17 protein-coding genes are annotated in these 18,621 nt (G+C 58.3%); 10 read left to right on the top strand and 7 right to left on the bottom strand.

Features of this window, described 5'->3' with window-relative positions; genetic code table 11:
- Positions 1-171: 171 nt before the first annotated feature.
- Positions 172-3,024, bottom strand: a complete 2,853-nt coding sequence (locus HDF09_RS03795) for a S53 family peptidase (protein WP_183761659.1) — start codon at positions 3,022-3,024, stop codon at positions 172-174.
- Positions 3,025-3,239: 215 nt separating this feature from the next.
- On the opposite strand from HDF09_RS03795, the gene HDF09_RS03790 reads away from it, so the two are divergent.
- Positions 3,240-3,692, top strand: coding sequence for a DUF1569 domain-containing protein (locus HDF09_RS03790; protein ID WP_183761656.1), 453 nt, complete (start codon positions 3,240-3,242; stop codon positions 3,690-3,692).
- 109 nt (positions 3,693-3,801) lie between these two features.
- Here the strand turns inward: HDF09_RS03790 and gltX are convergent, their stop codons facing one another.
- Both gltX and HDF09_RS03780 read right to left on the bottom strand, forming a co-directional pair.
- Complete coding sequence (gltX, locus tag HDF09_RS03785) at positions 3,802-5,334, bottom strand: glutamate--tRNA ligase (protein ID WP_183761653.1); 1,533 nt, start codon at positions 5,332-5,334, stop codon at positions 3,802-3,804.
- 54 nt (positions 5,335-5,388) lie between these two features.
- Entirely contained in the window at positions 5,389-5,889 is a 501-nt protein-coding gene (locus HDF09_RS03780) for a MarR family winged helix-turn-helix transcriptional regulator (protein WP_183761650.1), read from the bottom strand.
- A gap of 54 nt (positions 5,890-5,943) precedes the next feature.
- Between HDF09_RS03780 and HDF09_RS03775 the strand changes: the two genes are divergently transcribed.
- Positions 5,944-6,639 (top strand): hypothetical protein, encoded by a 696-nt coding sequence (locus HDF09_RS03775; protein ID WP_183761648.1) that lies wholly within the window; start codon positions 5,944-5,946, stop codon positions 6,637-6,639.
- Positions 6,640-6,830: 191 nt separating this feature from the next.
- On the opposite strand, the gene HDF09_RS03770 is transcribed toward HDF09_RS03775, so the two are convergent.
- Both HDF09_RS03770 and HDF09_RS03765 read right to left on the bottom strand, forming a co-directional pair.
- Complete coding sequence (locus HDF09_RS03770; RefSeq protein ID WP_183761644.1) at positions 6,831-7,589, bottom strand: molybdopterin-dependent oxidoreductase; 759 nt, start codon at positions 7,587-7,589, stop codon at positions 6,831-6,833.
- On the bottom strand, positions 7,586-8,362 hold the full coding sequence (locus HDF09_RS03765) for a cytochrome b/b6 domain-containing protein (RefSeq protein ID WP_311718589.1): 777 nt from the start codon (positions 8,360-8,362) through the stop codon (positions 7,586-7,588). Before HDF09_RS03765 ends, HDF09_RS03770 begins: the two co-directional genes overlap by 4 nt.
- Before the next feature lie 204 nt (positions 8,363-8,566).
- On the opposite strand from HDF09_RS03765, the gene HDF09_RS03760 reads away from it, so the two are divergent.
- The 3 genes from HDF09_RS03760 to HDF09_RS03750 all read left to right on the top strand — a co-directional run bounded on the left by HDF09_RS03760 (position 8,567) and on the right by HDF09_RS03750 (position 10,739).
- Complete coding sequence (locus HDF09_RS03760; protein ID WP_183761642.1) at positions 8,567-9,577, top strand: hypothetical protein; 1,011 nt, start codon at positions 8,567-8,569, stop codon at positions 9,575-9,577.
- Between the two features lie 122 nt (positions 9,578-9,699).
- Positions 9,700-9,918, top strand: a complete 219-nt coding sequence (locus HDF09_RS03755) for a hypothetical protein (RefSeq protein WP_183761639.1) — start codon at positions 9,700-9,702, stop codon at positions 9,916-9,918.
- A 14-nt stretch (positions 9,919-9,932) separates the two neighbouring features.
- Positions 9,933-10,739 (top strand): TetR/AcrR family transcriptional regulator, encoded by an 807-nt coding sequence (locus tag HDF09_RS03750; protein WP_183761636.1) that lies wholly within the window; start codon positions 9,933-9,935, stop codon positions 10,737-10,739.
- A 44-nt stretch (positions 10,740-10,783) separates the two neighbouring features.
- Here HDF09_RS03750 and HDF09_RS03745 read toward each other — a convergent pair whose 3' ends face one another.
- Together HDF09_RS03745 and HDF09_RS03740 are read right to left on the bottom strand one after the other, a co-directional pair.
- On the bottom strand, positions 10,784-11,563 hold the full coding sequence (locus HDF09_RS03745) for a 3-keto-disaccharide hydrolase (protein ID WP_183761633.1): 780 nt from the start codon (positions 11,561-11,563) through the stop codon (positions 10,784-10,786).
- A 167-nt stretch (positions 11,564-11,730) separates the two neighbouring features.
- Positions 11,731-12,786, bottom strand: coding sequence for a 3-deoxy-7-phosphoheptulonate synthase (locus tag HDF09_RS03740; RefSeq protein ID WP_183761630.1), 1,056 nt, complete (start codon positions 12,784-12,786; stop codon positions 11,731-11,733).
- Positions 12,787-12,992: 206 nt separating this feature from the next.
- Between HDF09_RS03740 and tdh the strand changes: the two genes are divergently transcribed.
- From tdh to HDF09_RS03715, 5 genes are all read left to right on the top strand, one after another.
- Positions 12,993-14,027 carry an L-threonine 3-dehydrogenase gene (gene tdh, locus HDF09_RS03735; RefSeq protein ID WP_183761627.1) on the top strand — a complete coding sequence of 345 codons (1,035 nt, stop codon included), beginning with the start codon at positions 12,993-12,995 and terminating at the stop codon, positions 14,025-14,027.
- Between the two features lie 410 nt (positions 14,028-14,437).
- A complete protein-coding gene (locus tag HDF09_RS03730) occupies positions 14,438-15,187 on the top strand; it encodes a class I SAM-dependent methyltransferase (protein WP_260180906.1) in 750 nt (249 codons plus the stop codon).
- A complete protein-coding gene (locus HDF09_RS03725; protein ID WP_260180905.1) occupies positions 15,184-15,963 on the top strand; it encodes a TIGR04282 family arsenosugar biosynthesis glycosyltransferase in 780 nt (259 codons plus the stop codon). Before HDF09_RS03730 ends, HDF09_RS03725 begins: the two co-directional genes overlap by 4 nt.
- Entirely contained in the window at positions 15,963-17,423 is a 1,461-nt protein-coding gene (locus HDF09_RS03720; RefSeq protein WP_183761622.1) for a glycosyltransferase family 87 protein, read from the top strand. The genes HDF09_RS03725 and HDF09_RS03720 overlap by 1 nt, the downstream gene beginning before the upstream one ends.
- Positions 17,420-18,562, top strand: coding sequence for a radical SAM protein (locus HDF09_RS03715; RefSeq protein ID WP_183761620.1), 1,143 nt, complete (start codon positions 17,420-17,422; stop codon positions 18,560-18,562). Before HDF09_RS03720 ends, HDF09_RS03715 begins: the two co-directional genes overlap by 4 nt.
- Positions 18,563-18,621: the final 59 nt, after the last annotated feature.

Genomic DNA, 18,621 nt, shown 5'->3' with positions numbered 1-18,621 from the left:
GGGCGGGGAGCGCGGTGTTTCGGAGGTGCTGAAAAATTCCTTCCGAAACGAAAGGCGGACCCTCAGCGGCTGAAGCCGCAATGCAACCAAAGCTCTTGCGGCACGGCTGAAGCCGTGCCCTTAAGCAAGACGGACTTTTTCACCAGCCTCTTCAGGGTTTGCGAAATCCGGCTAATTGACTGTGAGGGTGAAGGTGGTTGAGGCGGTGATCGACGTGTTGACGGAGTCATTTCCGGTCAAGGTGATGGTGTAGGTGGTCGCAGTGGGTGTTACTGCCGGTGGCGTGCCGGGTTTGCTTCCCCCGCCACCACCGCAGCCGGTGAGGCCAGTGGTGATGTAAGTCAAAGATGCCAGAGCCAGTAGCAGCGACAGGCGGATCTTACGCCGACGTCCTGCTAGAGAGCCGCAGAGGATCAGCCCGGCGTAGAGAGCGATCTGCGGCGTTTTGCGCCATGGGGACGGAGTCTCCTGCTTCGAGGCAACGCGAGAGTTGATAGAGCGAAGGTTCGAACGGTCGGCCGGGGCCGTTGAGTTGCATGCCGAACCTACGAAGATGGTGAGTGTAGCCGCGTTTGGGTTGTTGGTGGAGGATGGGCGGATGGAGTAGCACACTTCAGCTGTGCCATTCGTAGTTGTGGCGGCGAGAGACCAGGCAACTCTGCCGCTGTACCCCCCAGCGGGCGTCGCGTTGATTGGAATGCTTCCCTGGCTGCCGTTTGCGACCGTGAGGTTTGCGGCTGTAACCGTGAAGCTGCCGGTAGCTGTCAGGTTCCCGACCTGGAAGGCGTAGGTTGCGATGGAAGGTGAAAGTGTTGCGTCACCAGGGTAGGCGACGGTCAGCAAATGAGAACCGGGGGTCGACGGCTGCGGAAAAGGAAAGGTGATGAGTTGGCCGCCGTCGTTATAGTAAGGAGTCGACGGGAACGCAAGCGAAGGGTTCAAGACAGTGCCATCGAGGGACACCGAAACGCCGCCGGTGAGAGCAACGGCATTGACAGGAGAGCTGGCCGGTCCCACGGTAATTTGAACGGCAATGTCTCCCGGAGTATCGGTAAAGACAGAATTGATCCGGATAGTGGTCGGTATTAGTTTCGTGGTTGGGCTTGGAGGTAACGCCTTAGCCAACTGGCCGAAATCGACGCTGCCTAGACCGGTAGCCTCGTCATACCCTGGGGTTGCCGGGTATCCTGACTCGCCGGGCGCTGCGCAAGAGGGAGTGCCAGCAGCGCAGGCGTTCGTACCGGAGACAATATCGTGAAACACCGCTGCATACGATGCAGGATTCGATGCCAGGCCGTACAGGATGGGGTTGATGTTTCCCTGTCCTGTTTCCTGCTGGGCCTGGTTGAGGATGGCGATCAGACCGGCGAAGATGGGCGTGGCAAAGCTGGTTCCGCCGGCTACCGGGAAGTTCGTGTTACTACCCCCGAGTCCATTGGCGCAACTGGCGCTCTGCCCCTGTGAGTTCGTCAGAGACGGGTCGTCGGAGCAGAAGAGGAAGCCGGGACTTTTGATTGAAGACTGAAGAGCTATGTCGGGCAAGAGGCGGTAGGCTCCAGAAGATATCCCCGGGACACTGGTCTGCCAAGTGGGCCGTGAGAAGTGGGCGCTGGTGCCGCCACCACTTGCGGCGATGCCGAACGAGGACGAGCCCTCGTTCCAAACCACCTCTGGAACGTAGGAGAGTAGAGAACTGATCAGATTTCCGTTGCTGGCGGTTGACCAATATTGACTGGCCCCTGGGGCAAAGGTTCCGGTTGCCATCTGAGTTCCGCCTACCGCCGTGACATAGGGACTGTCCGCAGGATATGAAACCGAGAGAGCCTGTTGCTGTGTGGCGGTAACCTCTGAAGAGGGATAGGCGGCGCAGGCGGTAGAGCCGCTGTCACCCGCAGCAGCAACGAGGGTTTGTCCCTGAGCCGCCGCTTGTTCGAAGAGCGCATTTCCCTGATCGAGATCTGCCGCGCTCATCAGTGGTTCGCAGATGCCATAACTGATGCTAACCACGGGGGCTATGTTTTGGTCGATCGTGAACGCCAGGGCGTCGAAGACATCGTAGTTCTGGTTGGCCCCTACATGAACGAAGAAGATGTTGGCCTCCGTGGCGATACCGGAGGAGTATTCGAGGTCGATTTCGGACTCCCCCTCATCGCCTGGCGAGATGGCCTCAACACCTGAGCCTGGAACCAGGACAAAGCTGATGTTACCGCTGCCCGGCGAGAGGTTTCCCTTGAAGAACGAGACCGCGGAGCCAGCATAGGACTGACCTACAACCGCGAGGCCCTGGCCGGAACCATTGAACCCGCTGCTGTAGAGCGTGTTCAGGTCATACATTGTGGCGATGTCTTGTGGGCCGAGGTAGTGGGTTTGTGTCGAAAGCGTCGTGTAGTCGGGTTGAGGGCGGGTTTGTAGCTTGACGTTTGGTTTGGGCCGGAAGTCGGAGAGGTGGAGGATGGCGGCGGTTACGGGGGCTAGCTCGGCGGGGAGGGTGAGGTCGGCTGCGGGGGCGAAGTGGGTTTCGTTATCGACTGTGCGGTAGTGGTGGAGCTCGGTGCCGAAGGCGGCATCGACCTGCGCCGCTGTGCCGGAGAAGGTGATGCGGTCTCGGCTGCGGGATACCCTGTCGATGTGAAAGCCGCGCGAGGCGAGCCAGCTTTGAGTGGCTGCGATGTCCTGGTCGGAGACACTGAAGCGAGTGGCGAAGATCTCAGGGGTGAGCCAGTGGTGATAGAGCGGCGAGGACGGGTTCTGCTGGGCGGAGAGGAGCTCCTGCAGGGTGGTTTCCTGGGTGGCCGAGCGCTTGAAGACGAGCGTGATGCCTGGGATGGTTGTGTCGGAGGAGACGGCGCCGAGGTCCTCAGCGGTGCGCACTCTTGGGGAGCGTGAGTTGGGAAGGACTGCGCGGGAGGTTTCGGTGATGGCGCCTTTTATCCGGGGCTCTGGCGTCTGGGAGAACGAGGGCAGAGAGGAGAACAGCAGGGCCACTGTAAGGAGTGGCAGGACTACTCGACGAAGCTGCTTCATACGGGGCTAATACTCTTTTCCGGGGCCTGAACGCGTTGGGAGGGACCAGAAGAGACTAGCAGATGAGGTTCGGGAGCTCCAATGGATTTTGCTGAAGAACAGCACGACGGTAACGCGCCCTCGATGGTGGATGGGCGGAGACGAAGGTTTTGGGATGCTTCGAGCGGGAGTTGGATCGTGACGGGGTGAGGCTTTTTCTGGAGTAGACTTTCCGCATGAAAAATCTCTTTGAAGTGTCGGCAGTGGACGAGGTGAAGGGGCGGATGGCGCAGTTGAGGGTTGATAGCGCGGCGCAGTGGGGCAGGATGAACGCAGCGCAGGCGGTGGAGCATTGTGCGAGGGGAATGGAGTTGGCGTTAGGGGACAGGCGTCCGCCGCGGATGTTGATCGGGAGGATTCTTGGGCCGATGGTGAAGCCGAAGGCGTTTCGAGAGGGCGAGCCGATGCGCAAGAACTCGCCTACGGTGCCGGGGCTGGAGGTGGAGGAGGAACGGGATCTTGAAGCGGAAAGGAAGCGGTTGTGCGGGCTGATCGACCGGTTTGCTGCGGCTGGGCCCGCGGGATGCACCACGCATCCGCATAGCTTCTTCGGGAGGTTGACGCCGCAGGAGTGGTCGGCGTGGATGTATAAGCACCTGGATCATCATCTGCGGCAGTTTGGGGCTTAGGGCGGATTTGCTGTTGATGTGGAGGAAGGCAACCGCAGATTCCCTTCGGGAATGACAAACAAAAAAGCACGGCACTCTACGACAACTGCTACGTTGCTCGAGGGCGTCGCTATTTTTTTGTGTTGGCTAGTTTCTTCTGGGTTTCGAGGAAGCGGCGGACGCGGTCGAGGGTGCGGGATTTGCCGAAGACGATCATGCTTTCGAGCAGCGGCGGAGACATGGTGCTGCCGGTGAGGATGGCGCGGAGGAGCATGAAGTTTTCTTTGACGGACCACTGCTGGGCTTCGCCTAGTTGCTTGAGGGCGGGTTCGAGGGCTTCGTGGGTCCAGTCGGTTGCTTCGAGGAGGGTGAGTTGCTCGGCGGCGAAGGCGAGGGTTTCCTCTGGGGTGCGTTTTTTGGGGACGAAGACTTCGGCGGGGGCCATGATGTCGTCGGCGAAGAGGAAGTGGGTTAGGTTGCCGAACTCACCGAGGGTTTCGATGCGGGTTTGTACGAGTGGGGCGATCTGTTGGAGGTAGGCGTCGCTTAGGATGGTTTCGCGGAGTGCAGCGTAGAACTTTTCGGGGGTGAGGGCGCGGATGTATTCGCCGTTGAGCCACTTGAGTTTGGTGAGGTCGAAGACGGGGCCGCCGAGGCGGATGTTTTTGACGTCGAAGCGGGCGACCATGTCGGGGAGGGTGAAGATGTCGGTCTCGCTTGGTTTGTTTGGGGCTTTGGTGGCCGGCTGGGCGGGGGTGGAGTCGGCGGTGGGTGCGGGCATGCCGCCGCCCATGAGGCCGAGGAAGTTGATCATGGCTTCGGGGAGGAAGCCGGCCTGGCGGTAGTAGATGAGGGAGACGGGATTTTTGCGCTTGGAGATTTTTGACTTGTCGAGATTGCGCAGGAGGGGCATGTGCCAGAAGCGCGGGATAGCCCAGCCGAAGGCGTTGTAGAGCAGGACGTGCTTGGGCGTGGAGGAGATCCACTCTTCGGCGCGGATGACGTCAGTGATGTGCATGAGGTGGTCGTCGACGACGTTGGCGAGGTGATAGGTGGGGAAGCCGTCGGACTTCATGAGGACCTGATCGTCGACGTTGGAGTGCTCGAAGCGGATGACGCCGCGGAGTTCGTCTCGAAACTCGGTGAAGGCAGGGTCGCCGGCGGGGACTTTGAGGCGGACGGTGTAGGGGCGGCCTTCGGCGAGGTAGGCGTCGATTAGTGCCTGGGAGAGTTCGCGGTGGGCGCCGTCGTAGCGTGGTGGGAGCTTGGCGGCGATCTGGCGTTGTCTCAGAGCCTCTAATTCTTCAGGAGTTTCAAAGGAGCGGTAGGCGGTGCCGTTGGCAAGGAGGAGCTCGACGTGCTCGCGGTAGATTTCGGTGCGCTCGGATTGGCGATAGGGGCCGTAGGGGCCGCCGAGGTCGGGGCCTTCGTCCCAGGTGAGGCCGAGCCAGCGGAGGGAGTTGAAGATCTCCTGCTCGGAGGTGGCGACGAAGCGGGCGCGGTCGGTGTCCTCGATGCGGAGGACGAATTTTCCGTTGCGCTGGCGGGCGTAGAGGTAGTTGATGAGGCCGATGTAGGCGGTGCCTACGTGGGGGTCGCCGGTGGGGGAGGGAGCGATGCGGACGCGGATGGGGGTATCGGAGGTGCTGATGCTATTTGTCATAAAGGCCAAGAGTTTAATGCTAGCAGAGGATGCGACGGTGGTTGGTGCAGCATTTCAGGAATGCTTGAGGTCGGAAGGCTTCGTCTTGCCCAGCCGCTGATACCCGGGGTGAACACCGCGCGTGAGCTTCTGCTGGTCTGCGACCTGCTGCAGCAACTCGCTTAACTTTTTGCGATCGCCGGCGCTCAGTGCGGAGAGCAGCGCATCCTGATGCTCACGGGCCACCTTGCCAATTCGCTCCAGGATTTCGCCTCCTGCCCCGGTGAGATGGAGCGAATAGAGCCGCCGGTCATTGGGGTTTGGTTTCCGCTCGACAAGTTGCCGCCGCTCCAGATTGTCCAGGATGGCGACCAGGCGGCTGGGATGAATGCGCAACTTCTCCGAGAGTTCCTGCTGGCTGATCGCCGCTGCGACGCGCAGCAACCGCAGTATCCCTGCATCCGCGGGAGTGAGTTGCAGCACAGCTAATCGCTCGGTGAATTGATTGGCGGCATGCGCGCCCAACTGCGCGAGTAGAAATGCCGGCTGTCCTCTTTCCATCTCTTTGTGGTCCATGTCGTGAGTTTATTATTGCATAAATTATTAATTTAGTATATAAACGATTACATTATGAAATCGTATCCTAAATTTCGTGGACCTTCATTAGTTCTGCTCGGGACGATACATATCCTGCTCTTCGCAGCGGGTCTCGTAGCAGGTGCGACGCTCCGGCACGGGGCGCCCTATATCAACCCTTTTGCGGCGGCTGAGACTGTCCGCGTTTTTTTTGAACAAAATCCCACCGCTGTCCGTGTAAGCAACTTCTTCTTGTTTGCCTCCGCCGTACCTCTTGGTCTCTTTGCCGTCACGATGGTCAGCCGGTTGCGGTTTTTGGGGGTTCGGGCTGCGGGTACGAACATTGCGCTCTTCGGCGGATTGACGGCCGCCAACGCGTTGATCCTTTCCGGCCTGTTCGGCTGGGTGTTGTCTTTGCCTGATGTTGCCGCGTCTGTGTCGATGGTTCGGGCTATCTTCTTTCTCAGCTTTCTGTTTGGAGGAGCCGCCTACGCGGTTGGGTTCGGCTTGATGGCTGCAGGGGTGTGCGTCACGAGCTATTTTTACCATCTCCTTCCACGTTGGTTGATTGCACTGGGAATGCTTGTCGCAGTTGCGGGAGAGTTCTCGTCGCTCAGCCTGGTCGCATATCCGGCGAACTTCCTGATCCCAATCACTCGATACCTGGGGTTCCTCTGGCTGTTGCTTGCGGCGGTGAAGTTGACGAAGAGCCGCGACGAAGCGGGCGCGGCCGATGTCGTCGATGCGTAGGACGAGGTTGCCGTCGCACTGGCGGGCGTAGAAGTAGTTGATGAGGCCGATGTAGGCGGAGGTCAATGCTAGTAGAGGATGTCAGGTTCACTTCCAGATAGCCACCATACGGGGTTTGCGCTTGACTCGATTAACACGAACTTGTGTTTCGTTGTCGATGGGTTCGGATGTGCGGAGATGCGCCGATGCCTTTAGATGCCTGCATACCAGGCATAGCCGAATTCGGGTTCCGAGGAACCCAAACCCTTTCCGAAGCCTTTGAGCGAATCGGTGGCTGTGATGCGTTGGATGAACTTCACACTCTTGTAGCCGAGCTGGCGGGGGACGCGCAGGCGAAGAGGGCCGCCGAAGGAGACCGGGAGGTCCCCGTCGTTCATGCCCCAGGTGAGGAGCGTCTGAGGGTGGAGGGCGTCGGCCATGTCGATGCTGTCCCACCAGTCGCCCTCGATGGAGTGGTAGACAATGTAACGCGACTGCGGCAGAATCCCGGCGCTGTGCAGCACGTCGATGAGCGGGGTGCCGATCCACTCGGCGATGTAGGACCAGCCCTCTTCGCAGGCGACCTCGGTGATCTGGCTGCTAAGAGCCATGCTGCGGAGATCGGAGAGCGAGAAACTGGTGGGATGCGCGACCATACCATCGACGGCCAACTTCCAGTTGGCGAATCCGTTTGCCTGATGAGCCTTGAAGTCCGCATTCGGCGGGGCGATTGCGTTGGCGAATGGCATCTTCGAGATCATTCCGCGTGGGAACTGACGTGCCAGTGAGTGCGTGGTGATGAGGCGCTGCGCGGCGTAGGTGAGTGTGGTGCCGAGGCCATAGGGGCCGGCGCAGTCGGGTGGGATGAGTCCGAAGCGGCGCGAGAGATGGGAGGCGACGGCGAGGCCCGAGACTCCGGCGGTCGCGGCCAGGCCAGAGGTGATGAGCTTGCGTCGTGAGATGGGAGTCATGGCTGCTCCGGTAGGGGCGCTACGGATGGGTGGGCTGGCTGCGTGGGTGCGGGAGTGTCGGCGTGGCCGGTGATCATCGCTCGTACATGGCTGCGGAAGCCTGCGTGGATGACCATGGCGATGTGAGTCAGTACAAAGAGCAGTATCGCTCCGGAGACAAGAAAGTGCAGCGTGCGTGCGGACTGCCGGCCTCCGAGTGCGCTTGCGAGGAAGGGATAGGCGGAGACGAGTGCCGGGGACTGAGCGAGGCCGGTCCAGATGATGAGCGGGAAGAGGACGAAGATCACGATGAGGTAGGCGGTCCGCTGCATCACGTTGTAACCGTTGGCACCGGATTCCTCAGAGGGTGGGCGGCGGCGGAGGTACTTTGCGATCACGTCGCGGTAGGCGCGCCAGGTGCGATGGCCACGGGGAGGGAGCAGGTGGTTGCGTAGGTGCCCGTTCCACAGGCTTGCCCCGAGGTAGAGCAGTCCCGTGAGAACGAGGACCCATGCGGCCTCAAAGTGGAGGTAACGACTCCAGCCGTTCTGGTCGGGGAGGACACGATAGCCAGTGGGCACGGTGCCTCGTGATGAAGGGATATGCAGGTTGACGAGCGGAGCCATGTTCACGTTGCCGGTCTCGCCCCAGTAGAAACGGGGATGAGAGATGACGATCTCAATGCCGGTCAACAGCAGGGCGAAGAAGGCGGCGGTTGTTATCCAGTGGGTAAGGCGAACGAGTGCGGAGTGGCGGGGGTTTTCGGATTCGCGCAGTGGGGTCGTACGTGGCACACCCGGAGGATAGCACCAGGAATGGAGGCTCTACGTTTTATTGCGCGTCGATCCTCGCTGGTTTCCAGGGGCCGATGGCGTTTGGTTTCGGGCGCTCAGGTTATTTTGAGCTCATTCAAGAGGGTCCATTCGAGGCAGTGTAGTTGACTTCTGACGGGCTTCAATTTATATACCTACTAGTACGTATTCTATTTAGGAGAGGTTATGAGATATCTATCCGGTGCTGTGTTCGTGCTTATCCTTCACGTGTCTTTATGCGTGCCAACCCATCTCTCGGCGGCAACCATCCAGGTTGTCTCCCAGGATCATGCCGTTCTAGCCACGGTCGCAACCTGGAAGTCCGCCAAGGCTGAGCATGTGTATGGGCTTCCTGATATGAAGCCCAATAAAAAAGGCACATTGACGCTCAGTGCGGATGCCCTTACGTTTTCCGGAAAGTCGGGCAATACGTCCATTCAGCGCAGTTCGGTAACGGCAGTGAGCGCCGGCAACCAGAGAGTCGAAATCTGGGGTATCGGCGGAAGGCTCTTGAGAATGACGATCCCGGATGGAGGTGGCGTTGCAGCGGCTGCCGTTATGCATCACCGGGTAGACATGCTTACGGTCGAGTTCACCGACAGCAGCGGCGGCTATCACGCTGCTGTTTTCTTACTACCAGCCAAAGAGGCTGACCGTGCTCTTGAGAGCTTCGTCCTAACCCCTATCCCGCCTCGGAAGGTTTCGGACACTGTCTGCCATAACGCCCCGGTTGAACCAAAGAGCGTGCTCGTGTCCGCTCCCAACTGGGATCAGGCTGAGGTACCGGCTGCCTATCGAGCACTTGTATACGAGCACTTGATCGATCGTATTCAGAGTACGAAAGAAGTGGCGCATGTCTACCGGGGTGGTGAAGATAACGGCCAAGGTACGTGCCCGCAGTACAAGGTTCACCTCTCGATTGCGGCTTTCAAGGAAGGAAGCTCGGTAAAGCGGGCGGCTTTAGGACCTGCTGGAATGTTCGTTGGGACCACGCAGATGAAGTTCGATGTCACTTTCACCGATTCCTCGGGCGCGCTGAGCAGGAACGAACAGATCACGGCCACGATGCGGGGCGAGTCCGAGAGCACAAACGTCGCGGACCACGTCGCCAAAAGTATTGCCAAACATTACGCTACCGTGCTGAAGAGCGCCGACAAGAGCAACTCAGCGAAAAACACAGTCAATCCTGCTTTGTAGATCCTCAGAAGCGCCGTCCGTTACGGAGGCTGCGTGACGGCGCTCTTATCAGAGCTCTTTTCTACCCTGTAAGCAACCGAGAACTTCACTTTCTGAGCTTTGAGCGACCACAGAGAGAAAACATGAACATCCGCGAAATTCCACACACGACTGACAACCGTTGGAGTAACGACTCCCACCTCGAAATGGACCACAAGCTCAATTCCTTACGCTCGCTGGTTTGTGATCTTCTCAAGACCAATCAGGAGCTCCGTCAGGATCTTCTGGAGGCGAGGTCAGGCGTACCTAAGGACCAAGGCTCGCAGTCATCAGATGATCTGGGGGCGAAGAGCAAACTTTGATCAATCAGAGAATCATGTATCACAACCTCCATCAACGTGGCACGGTCGACGAAGGCTCCAGTCTGCCGGGACTGAGCGGACGCGCCGAAGCGTCGTACTCTAACCAAATTATGATGAGGAACAGTCTTCGCCATTGCACAGAGCGCGTTTCAACCGCCAAGGAACGGCTTTACTTCACTAAAATGAGACCAGAGATGACAGTCAAAACAGCCAACAAACACGAACTCAGAACAAGAGAGACGCGGTCGCTTTTACTCCAGGCCGCTGAAACGATCTTCGTGCGGGACGGATACGAAGGAGCAGAACTGGGAGAGATTGCGGCCCTTGCCGGTCGCACCAAGGGCGCGATCTACGCGCAATTCAAGAGCAAGGAGGACATCTTTCTCGCGCTCATTGAAGAGCGTACTAATTACTACCGCGCTCGAATGGAAAAGATCTTGGCCGCATCAATGACCGTTGACGGGAATATGGATGCTCTTCGGAATTTTTTCCTGGAGCGCACCGAGGACCAGGCGTGGTCCCTTTTATTATTGGAATTCAAACTTTTTGCCATGCGGCATCCCGAATCGAGGAAGCGGCTGCAGACGTTGTACGCAGAGATCTTCTACCGGACTGATGAAAAGAAGCTTGCCGACATACTAGGGGCAGCCGCTAAGGGAAAAGATGCGATCAGTCGGGTGATCGCGGTTCAAACCCTGGGACCCGTGATCTCTGCTCTCGTTCTCGAACTTCAATTGGACAACCATCTTTTGAATAAGAATGTCATCAAGAAGGTTGCTAACAGAATATTTGACGCTCTGCTGGAAGTCCCGGCACAGTAATTTTCCAGGAGATCGAGGCTATCTCTTCGGTGTGGGAAGGTTTGCTATTTGAGTTCGCGGACCCAGATGTTGCGGAAGCTGATGGGTTCGCTCTTGTCGCCGTGGGCCTGGAGTTTGATGGGGGCGGTGTCGTATTTTTTGTAGAAGGGCTGGCCGATGTAGAGGGTCTCGCCCTTTAGCTCGAAGTGATTCTGCACGAGGACGCCGTTGAAGAAGACAGTGGCGTAGGCGGGGGTTTTGACGGTGCCGTCTTCGTTGAAGGTGGGTGCGGTCCAGATGACGTTGTAGGTCTGCCACTCGCCGGGTTTGCGGTTGGGGTTGGCGAGGGGGATGCCCTGCTTGTAGATGCTGCCGGCCTGGCCGTTGACGTAGGTCTTGTTGTTGTAGGAGTCGAGGACCTGGAGCTCGTATCCGGCGTCGCCGGTGCCGGTGGAGGCGAGGAAGACGCCGCTGTTGCCGCGGGCCTGGTCGGTGCCGGTGATGTTCTCGGGGATTCGCCACTCGATGTGGAGCTGGTAGTTCTTGAAGGTGCGTTTGGTTTCGATGTTGCCGGAGCCGGGCGCTTTGCTGACGGTGAGGATGCCGTCGGCTACGGTCCATGCGGCGGGTGACTTGTCTTTGGTGGAGACCCACTGGTCGAGGTTTTTTCCGTCGAAGAGGACGATCGCGTCAGAGGGAGGCGCGGCGTCGGTGGCGCCGGGTGTGACGATTGGGGGGACGGGCTCGTAGACTTCGGTGTCCTGGTGTTTTGGCGAGGTGGGCTGCTGTGCGAAGGCGGTGGCGGTCAGGGCTGCGATGGCGAGGAGCGAAGTGTGGATGCGCATGATTTTCTAGAGAGGATATACCCAATTGTGCGCTGCTTGGTGTGTCGTCATCTTGCGACGGGTTGAACGGATAGAGCCGCGAGGACAAATACGGGGATCCTTCGCTCCGCTCAGGATGACGACTTCCTAAAAAATTATGCCGCTTTCTATGCTGGTCGTAAATGTGTTTAGCTGCGGGCGGAGCGGACGGCTGCGGCTAGTTCGGCGAGGGCGGTTTTGGTTTCGGGCCAGTCGATGCAGGCGTCTGTGATGGATTGGCCGTAGACGAGGGGTTTGCCGGGGACTAGTTTTTGCGCGCCTGCGACGAGGTTGCTTTCGAGCATGACGCCCATGATTCGCTTGTCTGCTGAAGTGATCTGGGCGGCTACGTTGCGGGCTACGGCTGATTGCTGGGTGTGGTCTTTGTGGCTGTTGGCGTGGCTGCAGTCGATCATGACCTGGGGGCGGATGCCGGCTTTGTCCATCTGCTTGCAGGTGTCTTCGACGGCGGTGGCGTCGTAGTTGGTGGTGTTGCGGCCGCCGCGCAGGATGATGTGGGTGTCGTGGTTGCCTTTGGTGACGAAGATGGCGGTTTGGCCGTGCTTGGTGTGGCCGAGGAAGTTGTGGGGCTGGCCGGAGGAGAGGATGGCTTCGATGGCGATCTGGACGTTGCCGGAGGTTCCGTTTTTGAAGCCGACGGGGCAGGAGAGGCCGGAGACGAGCTCGCGGTGGACTTGGCTTTCGGTGGTGCGGGCGCCGATGGCTCCCCAGCTTACGAGGGAGGAGACGTATTGGGGGGAGATCATGTCGAGGAACTCGGTGCCGGCGGGGACGCCCATCTCGGCGAGGTCGAGAAGGAGGTGGCGGGCTTTGCGGAGGCCGTCGTTGATCTTGAAGGACTCGTCGAGGTAGGGGTCGTTGATGAGGCCCTTCCAGCCGAGGGTGGTGCGGGGCTTCTCGAAGTAGACGCGCATGATGATGCAGAGATCGCGGGAGTGCTCGGCGATGGCGGATTTGAGGAGCTCGGCGTACTCGCGGGCGGCGTCGGTGTCGTGGATGGAGCAGGGGCCGACGACTACGAGGAGACGATGGTCTTCGCCGCGGAGGATTTTGATGATCTCGGTGCGGGCTTTGTAGACGGTCGCCGATGCGGCTTCGGTGATGGGGAGTTCTTCTTCGAGGGCGACGGGCGGGAGGACGACTTTGGTCCAGGTGATGCGAAGGTCATCGGTGGGAAAGAGCATGGGTCTCGCTTGAGTTTGATCAGATGGAGCGGCGTTCCGCTGTGAGTCTTGAGAAACTAGCACGTCCTCTCATCTTATAGCCTGATGACGGCGATTGCAGGGCGGTGGGCTGCGGACGCTGCGATGCAGACTAGAATGGTAACTGCGGGTTGTCTTCGACGAGGCCGCGATTAAGCTGCGAGACGCAACAGGAAAGGTTCCCCCAAGTGAAGGCATTAGTGAAGAGCCGCGAAGAGCGCGGCCTGTGGCTCGAAGATGTTCCTGAGCCTGAGATGGGCATCAATGACGTTAAGATTCGTGTTCTGGCTACCGGGATCTGCGGGACCGACCTCCACATCTACGAGTGGGATGCATGGGCTCGCTCGACGATCAAGCAGGGGCTGACGATTGGACATGAGTTTGTCGGCGAGGTGGTGGCGGTTGGGTCGAATGTAAACGATATTCCGATTGGGCAGCTGGTGAGCGGTGAGGGGCATGTGGTTTGTGGGCGCTGCCGTAATTGTCTTGCGGGGCGTCGGCATCTTTGCGCGTTCACGCTGGGCGTCGGGGTGAATCGCAATGGAGCGTTTGCGGAGTATATTGTGCTGCCGATGTCGAATATCTGGATTCACAGCGCGGGGGTGCCTCATGAGATCGCGGCGATCTTCGATCCGCTGGGCAATGCGGTGCATACGGCGCTGGCGTTTCCAGTGCTGGGCGAGGATGTGCTGGTTACTGGGGCAGGGCCTATCGGGATTATGGCTGCGGCTGTGGCTCGACATGCCGGGGCTCGTCATGTTGTGATCTCGGACCCGAACGAGTATCGCAGGACGCTGGCGGAGAAGGTGGGGGTGACGCTTGCGGTCGATCCCCGGGCGACTCCGCTGAAGGAGATTCAGCAGAAGCTGCATATGCAGGAGGGATTCGATGTGGGGCTTGAGATGTCGGGTAATCCGAATGCGTTTCGGGATATGCTCGCGAATATGAGCCACGGCGCGAAGATTGCGATGCTAGGGATTCCGTCGGAGGATATCTCGATTAACTGGAATCAGGTGGTGTTCAACCAGCTTACGATTCGCGGCATCTACGGGCGGGAGATGTATGAGACCTGGTACAAGATGACCGTGATGCTCCAGAGCGGGCTGGATATCTCGGGCGTGATTACGCACCGGATGAACTGGCGTGACTATGAGGCCGGCTTTGCGGCGATGCGATCGGGGAACTCGGGGAAGGTGATTCTCGACTGGAGCGACGTTGCTTAGGTTGTCGCGGCAGTGTTTGAGCTGCGTTAAATAAAATCTCACATTCCACTACGGCCCGTTCTTGTTGTGCAGAGCGGGCTGTGGTGCGTTTTGAGTCGGTTGGGCTGGGGATTCGTGAGTACTATCAACAAAAGTTCAAAATTTCGAACAATCTTCGATATTGCAGAGGTTGGCTGTTTGCGCCAATGTCGGTCGGATGACAGCTGTCTGTGGCGGGAGCGGGCAATCCACCGATTTCGCGTAGCCGTAACCTTAAAGGCAGATGTGCATCAAACCACGCGGGAGCAGAATGTTGAATATTCCAGAGTAGGAAGCGTCTATTATCTGAGTCATTGCAAAAATCAGGAAGTTCTCGACCGAAGCGCACGTTCAAACTTGACAGGCCAAGAATGGAAACAAGCGACTGCGAAATGCCCGGCAGAACCTTTACGCATCCTCCTGCGCACCAGCCGGACAGCCTCTTTGAGAGCTGCTCGTGGTTTTATGCTCTTTGCCGTGAGTACCTGTTTCGCGATCACACCCCGGAGATCAGTCGAGCGCTGTTTCCACCTGAGGGGCCGGCGCCGGGTACCAGGGTTCTTGAGCTTGGTTGCGGCCCTGGCTTCTATGCCTGTCGACTCTCGCAGGAGTACCCGCAGATTCATACCACTGGCGTCGATCTCTCGCGCAGGTTGCTGGCGAGGGCGAAGTCGCGGGCGGCCAGTCGCAGCCTTCAGAACTGCACCTTCGCGTATGCCGATGCGCACTCTCTCCCGGATGCTTCTAACTCTGTCGATGCCATTGTGGTCTCGCGACTGTTTCTGATTGTGGCGAACAGGGAGGCAGTGCTGGGCGAGATCTTTCGGGTTCTGCGGCCAGGGGGACGATGTTTTATCGCAGAGCCTACCTCGGGTTTTCGAACCCGCATTCCACTTGGCTGCATGTGGCTACTCTCCAAGGTGACGAACAGCCCCGGGGGAAGATATTGCGAGCCGCGACAGGCTGACGTGATGACTGCACCGGACTTTTCGGCGTTGATTCATTCGCAACCGTGGGGCGAAGCCGGTCTGCAATATGATGACTGGTATCAGTATGCGGTCTGCGAAAAAAAGACGGCAGCTTCGGTCAACTCTGAGTGGCAGGAGCGGCCGGTTGGCGTGGCGGATGGTTTAGTCCTATGACTCCTCCAACGATGTCCTACGCGATTCTCGATCCTGCGAAGCCGCTGGCTGTGAGAGCCGGACAGACCGCTCTTGCGGTGATGGCGAAGGCTCCGCGTGCCGGCAAGGTGAAGACCCGCCTCTCACCTCCTCTTACGCCGGCTCAGGCTGCGGATCTAAATGTCTGCTTTCTTAAGGACACGGCCGAAAATATTGCTGCTGTCGCTGGATCGGGTGGGGCGGCTGGCGTTATCTCTTACACCCCCGTTGGGGAGGAGGCTCTCTTCGACAATCTTCTGCCTGCGGACTTCACCCTGATTCCGCAGCGGGGCGACGGCTTTGGCGAACGCCTGCTTGCGACGGCACAGGATCTTTTGTCGTGCGGCTACGGCAGTGTTTGCCTGATCGACTCCGATTCGCCCACGGTTCCGGCTGCTGCTTTTGAGCAGGCTGTCGCGGAGTTGCAGAAGGAAGGCGACCGCATTGTTCTTGGTCCGGCGGTGGATGGTGGTTATTATTTGATCGGACTCAAGCGGGCTCACTCTGAGCTCTTCGCCGATATCGCGTGGAGTACTTCGTCTGTCTTTTCCGAGACGGTTGCTGCGGCGAAGGAGGCTGGCATCGAGGTCGTCGTTCTGACGCTTTGGTATGACGTAGATGATCGAGAGACGCTTGAGCTGCTGGCCGCCGAAGTGCTAGGTGAGGAGCCGCCGCCGTTTGCCAGGCTTTCAGGGTATCGCGCCGAACATACTCGCGCTTATCTGCGTGAGCTTCGCCCGCAGGGAGGGGAACGTTGATGATCGCGACGACTGACTCGGCGACGAATTCAGCTGCAAGTGCTGCGCTGGGGTCGTGTGTTCGCCGACATTGGTCGGTTGCGCGTGCCTGGCAGACCAACGTCGCGCTGGGTCTGATTGGGGTTGCTCTATTTTTACTTACGCGACAATTGGTTAGCGAGTATGACCACTTCACGATTGGGTTTTCCGGCGTGTCGGGGTGGTCCTGCATTCTCTATCTTGGGGCGGCGTTTCTTGTGCTAACCCAGCCGGTCGATAGATTTACTTTTCCCATTATCCTTGGTGTCGCCGTTGCTTGCCGCGTGGTTGCGCTCGATGCGCCGCCTTATCTGTCGAGTGATATCTATCGCTATGTGTGGGATGGCGTGGTGCAACATGCACACATCAGCCCATATCGTTATGTTCCCGGCGATGCTGTGCTTGCGTTTTTACGTGCGCCGCATCAGAGCATCTTCGACAAGATTAATCGGCGAGATTATGCCCATACGATTTATCCACCTGCGGCACAGGTGCTTTTTTACCTGATTACCTGGATCTCTCCGACGATCACTTTCATGAAGACTGTGATGGTCCTGTTTGAAGGCGTGACGATGTATGCGCTGGTGACGCTTCTTCAGGCTCTTGGCCTTCGCCGCGAGCAGACGTTGCTCTATGCGTGGTGTCCGGTTTTAGTGTGGGAGATCGCCGGCTCGGGCCATCTCGATTCTGCAGCGATGGCATTTATTGCGCTTGCTTTGTTAGTGCGCTTCCGAAAACGCCCGGTGCTGACAGGGATTTTTCTTGGTGTCGCTATTCTGCTGAAGCTTTATCCTCTCGTTCTGTTTCCTGCGCTCTATCGTCGCGGCGACTTCAAGATGCCAGCCACGATTGCCGCCGTCATTGCACTGGGTTATGCGTCTTATTCGAGCGTTGGTGTTCTTGTCTTTGGATTTCTTGGGGGCTACGTAAAAGAAGAGGGCATGGCGACTGGTGCGCGATATTTTCTGCTGGAACTTTCGCAATACATCCCCGGACTGCGTGGTCTTTCTACGGCGCCCTACTACGTTTTCTGTGCTGCGGTTTTCGCGGTAATTATCTGGTGGTGCTGGCGGGTCGCGGGTTCTGGCGGAGACAACCGTAGAAAGCCGTTTGCGTCGGACGGGGTTGCGGGTTTTCTTTCGCCTGCCTTCGGGCTTGCGTCAGCACTGACGTTTCTGTTCTCTCCGCACTATGCCTGGTACATCGTCTGGCTGATTCCGTTTTTCACTTTGATGCCGAATCTGCCGATTCTTACCTATGTTCTTGGCTTCTTCTATCTGTACACGACCCCGTTGGCAGAACCTGGTCCCAGAATGTTTCTTGCTAATAAAATTCTCTACGCCTCGGTCCTTGGAGCGTTCATAATTCAGTTAGTTCTCAAGCGGTGGCCGATCCATCGCAGCTTGTTCGTCCAGCCAGTGATAGCGAGCGAATCTCTATGAGTACACTTCTTCCGATTCTTCCTCCCGACGATCTGTTGCATGACAAGGAGAGACTTACCCCCGCGGCGCAGCAGGCGGAGGAGGAGAAGAACCGCATGCGCCGGTACTTCGAGAAGCCTGAGGCAGATGCGCATCTTGCTGCAGTAGCTGCGCAGGAGCCGGTTTGTCTTTATCTGGAGACGACGAACCGATGCAATCTGCTGTGCACGACCTGCCCGCGCACCTACGAAGAACTGGAGCCCGAGGCTGATATGCCGTGGGAGCTTTTTACTTCGCTGATCGACCAGTATCCGAATGTTGCGCGGGTTGTGCTGCACGGCATCGGCGAGCCTATGCTGGTCAAAGATATTGCTCAGCGCGTGAAGTATCTGAAGGATCGGAACATCTATGTTCTGTTCAACACGAACGGGACTTTGCTGACGGATGCAAATGGGCGGGCGCTGATCGAAGCGGGTCTGGATGAACTTCGCGTATCGCTCGATGCGGCTGAATCTGAGGTCTTTCAGATGGTTCGGGGCAAGGACTTCTTCGACAAGATAGTCGCCAACGTAAAGAACTTTACGCGGCTTCAACGTGAGCTTGATGCTCCCAAGCCGCGCGTGTCGCTGTGGCTGACTGGTCTGCGCGAGACGGTGGATCAGCTTCCTGACTTTGTGCGTCTGGCCCACTCGATTGGAGTCACTGAGGTTTATCTGCAGCGGCTGGTGTTTTTCGATGTGCCAATGGATGAACACTCTCTTGCGCGTGCGGAGTCGGCGCTGTTTGAACACACAACCGAGCGGGAAGAGGCTTTGATTCGTGAGGCGGAGTCGGTTGCGCGGGAACTGGGTGTGATGTTTTCGGCGTCCGGCGCAGTTGATCCTGGCGAGTCGATCAAGATGCAGCGCTCCGATAGTCCTTGGTCTCTGTGCCGACGGCCGTGGTCGCTGATGTACATTACCGCTAACGGCCGTGTGCTTCCGTGCTGTATTGCGCCTTTCAGCATGAAGGGCTACGGCAGCTTTACGCTGGGCGACGCTACGCAGAGTAGCCTGCGAGAGATATGGAACGGGGCTGAATATCAACATTTCCGCGAGGGGCTTCTGACCAGCTCTCCGCCGCCGGCCTGTGTCAACTGCGGGCTTCGTTGGAGTCTTTGAGGATCGCCCTTGCACCTTTACGGCAAGCCCTTATAATCGCACCTGCGAAACACAGAGAG

This window comes from Edaphobacter lichenicola (assembly GCF_014201315.1).
Classification (GTDB): domain Bacteria; phylum Acidobacteriota; class Terriglobia; order Terriglobales; family Acidobacteriaceae; genus Edaphobacter; species Edaphobacter lichenicola_B.
Note: the sequence above shows the minus strand (reverse complement) of the source record. Positions and strands in the feature narration are given on the sequence as shown.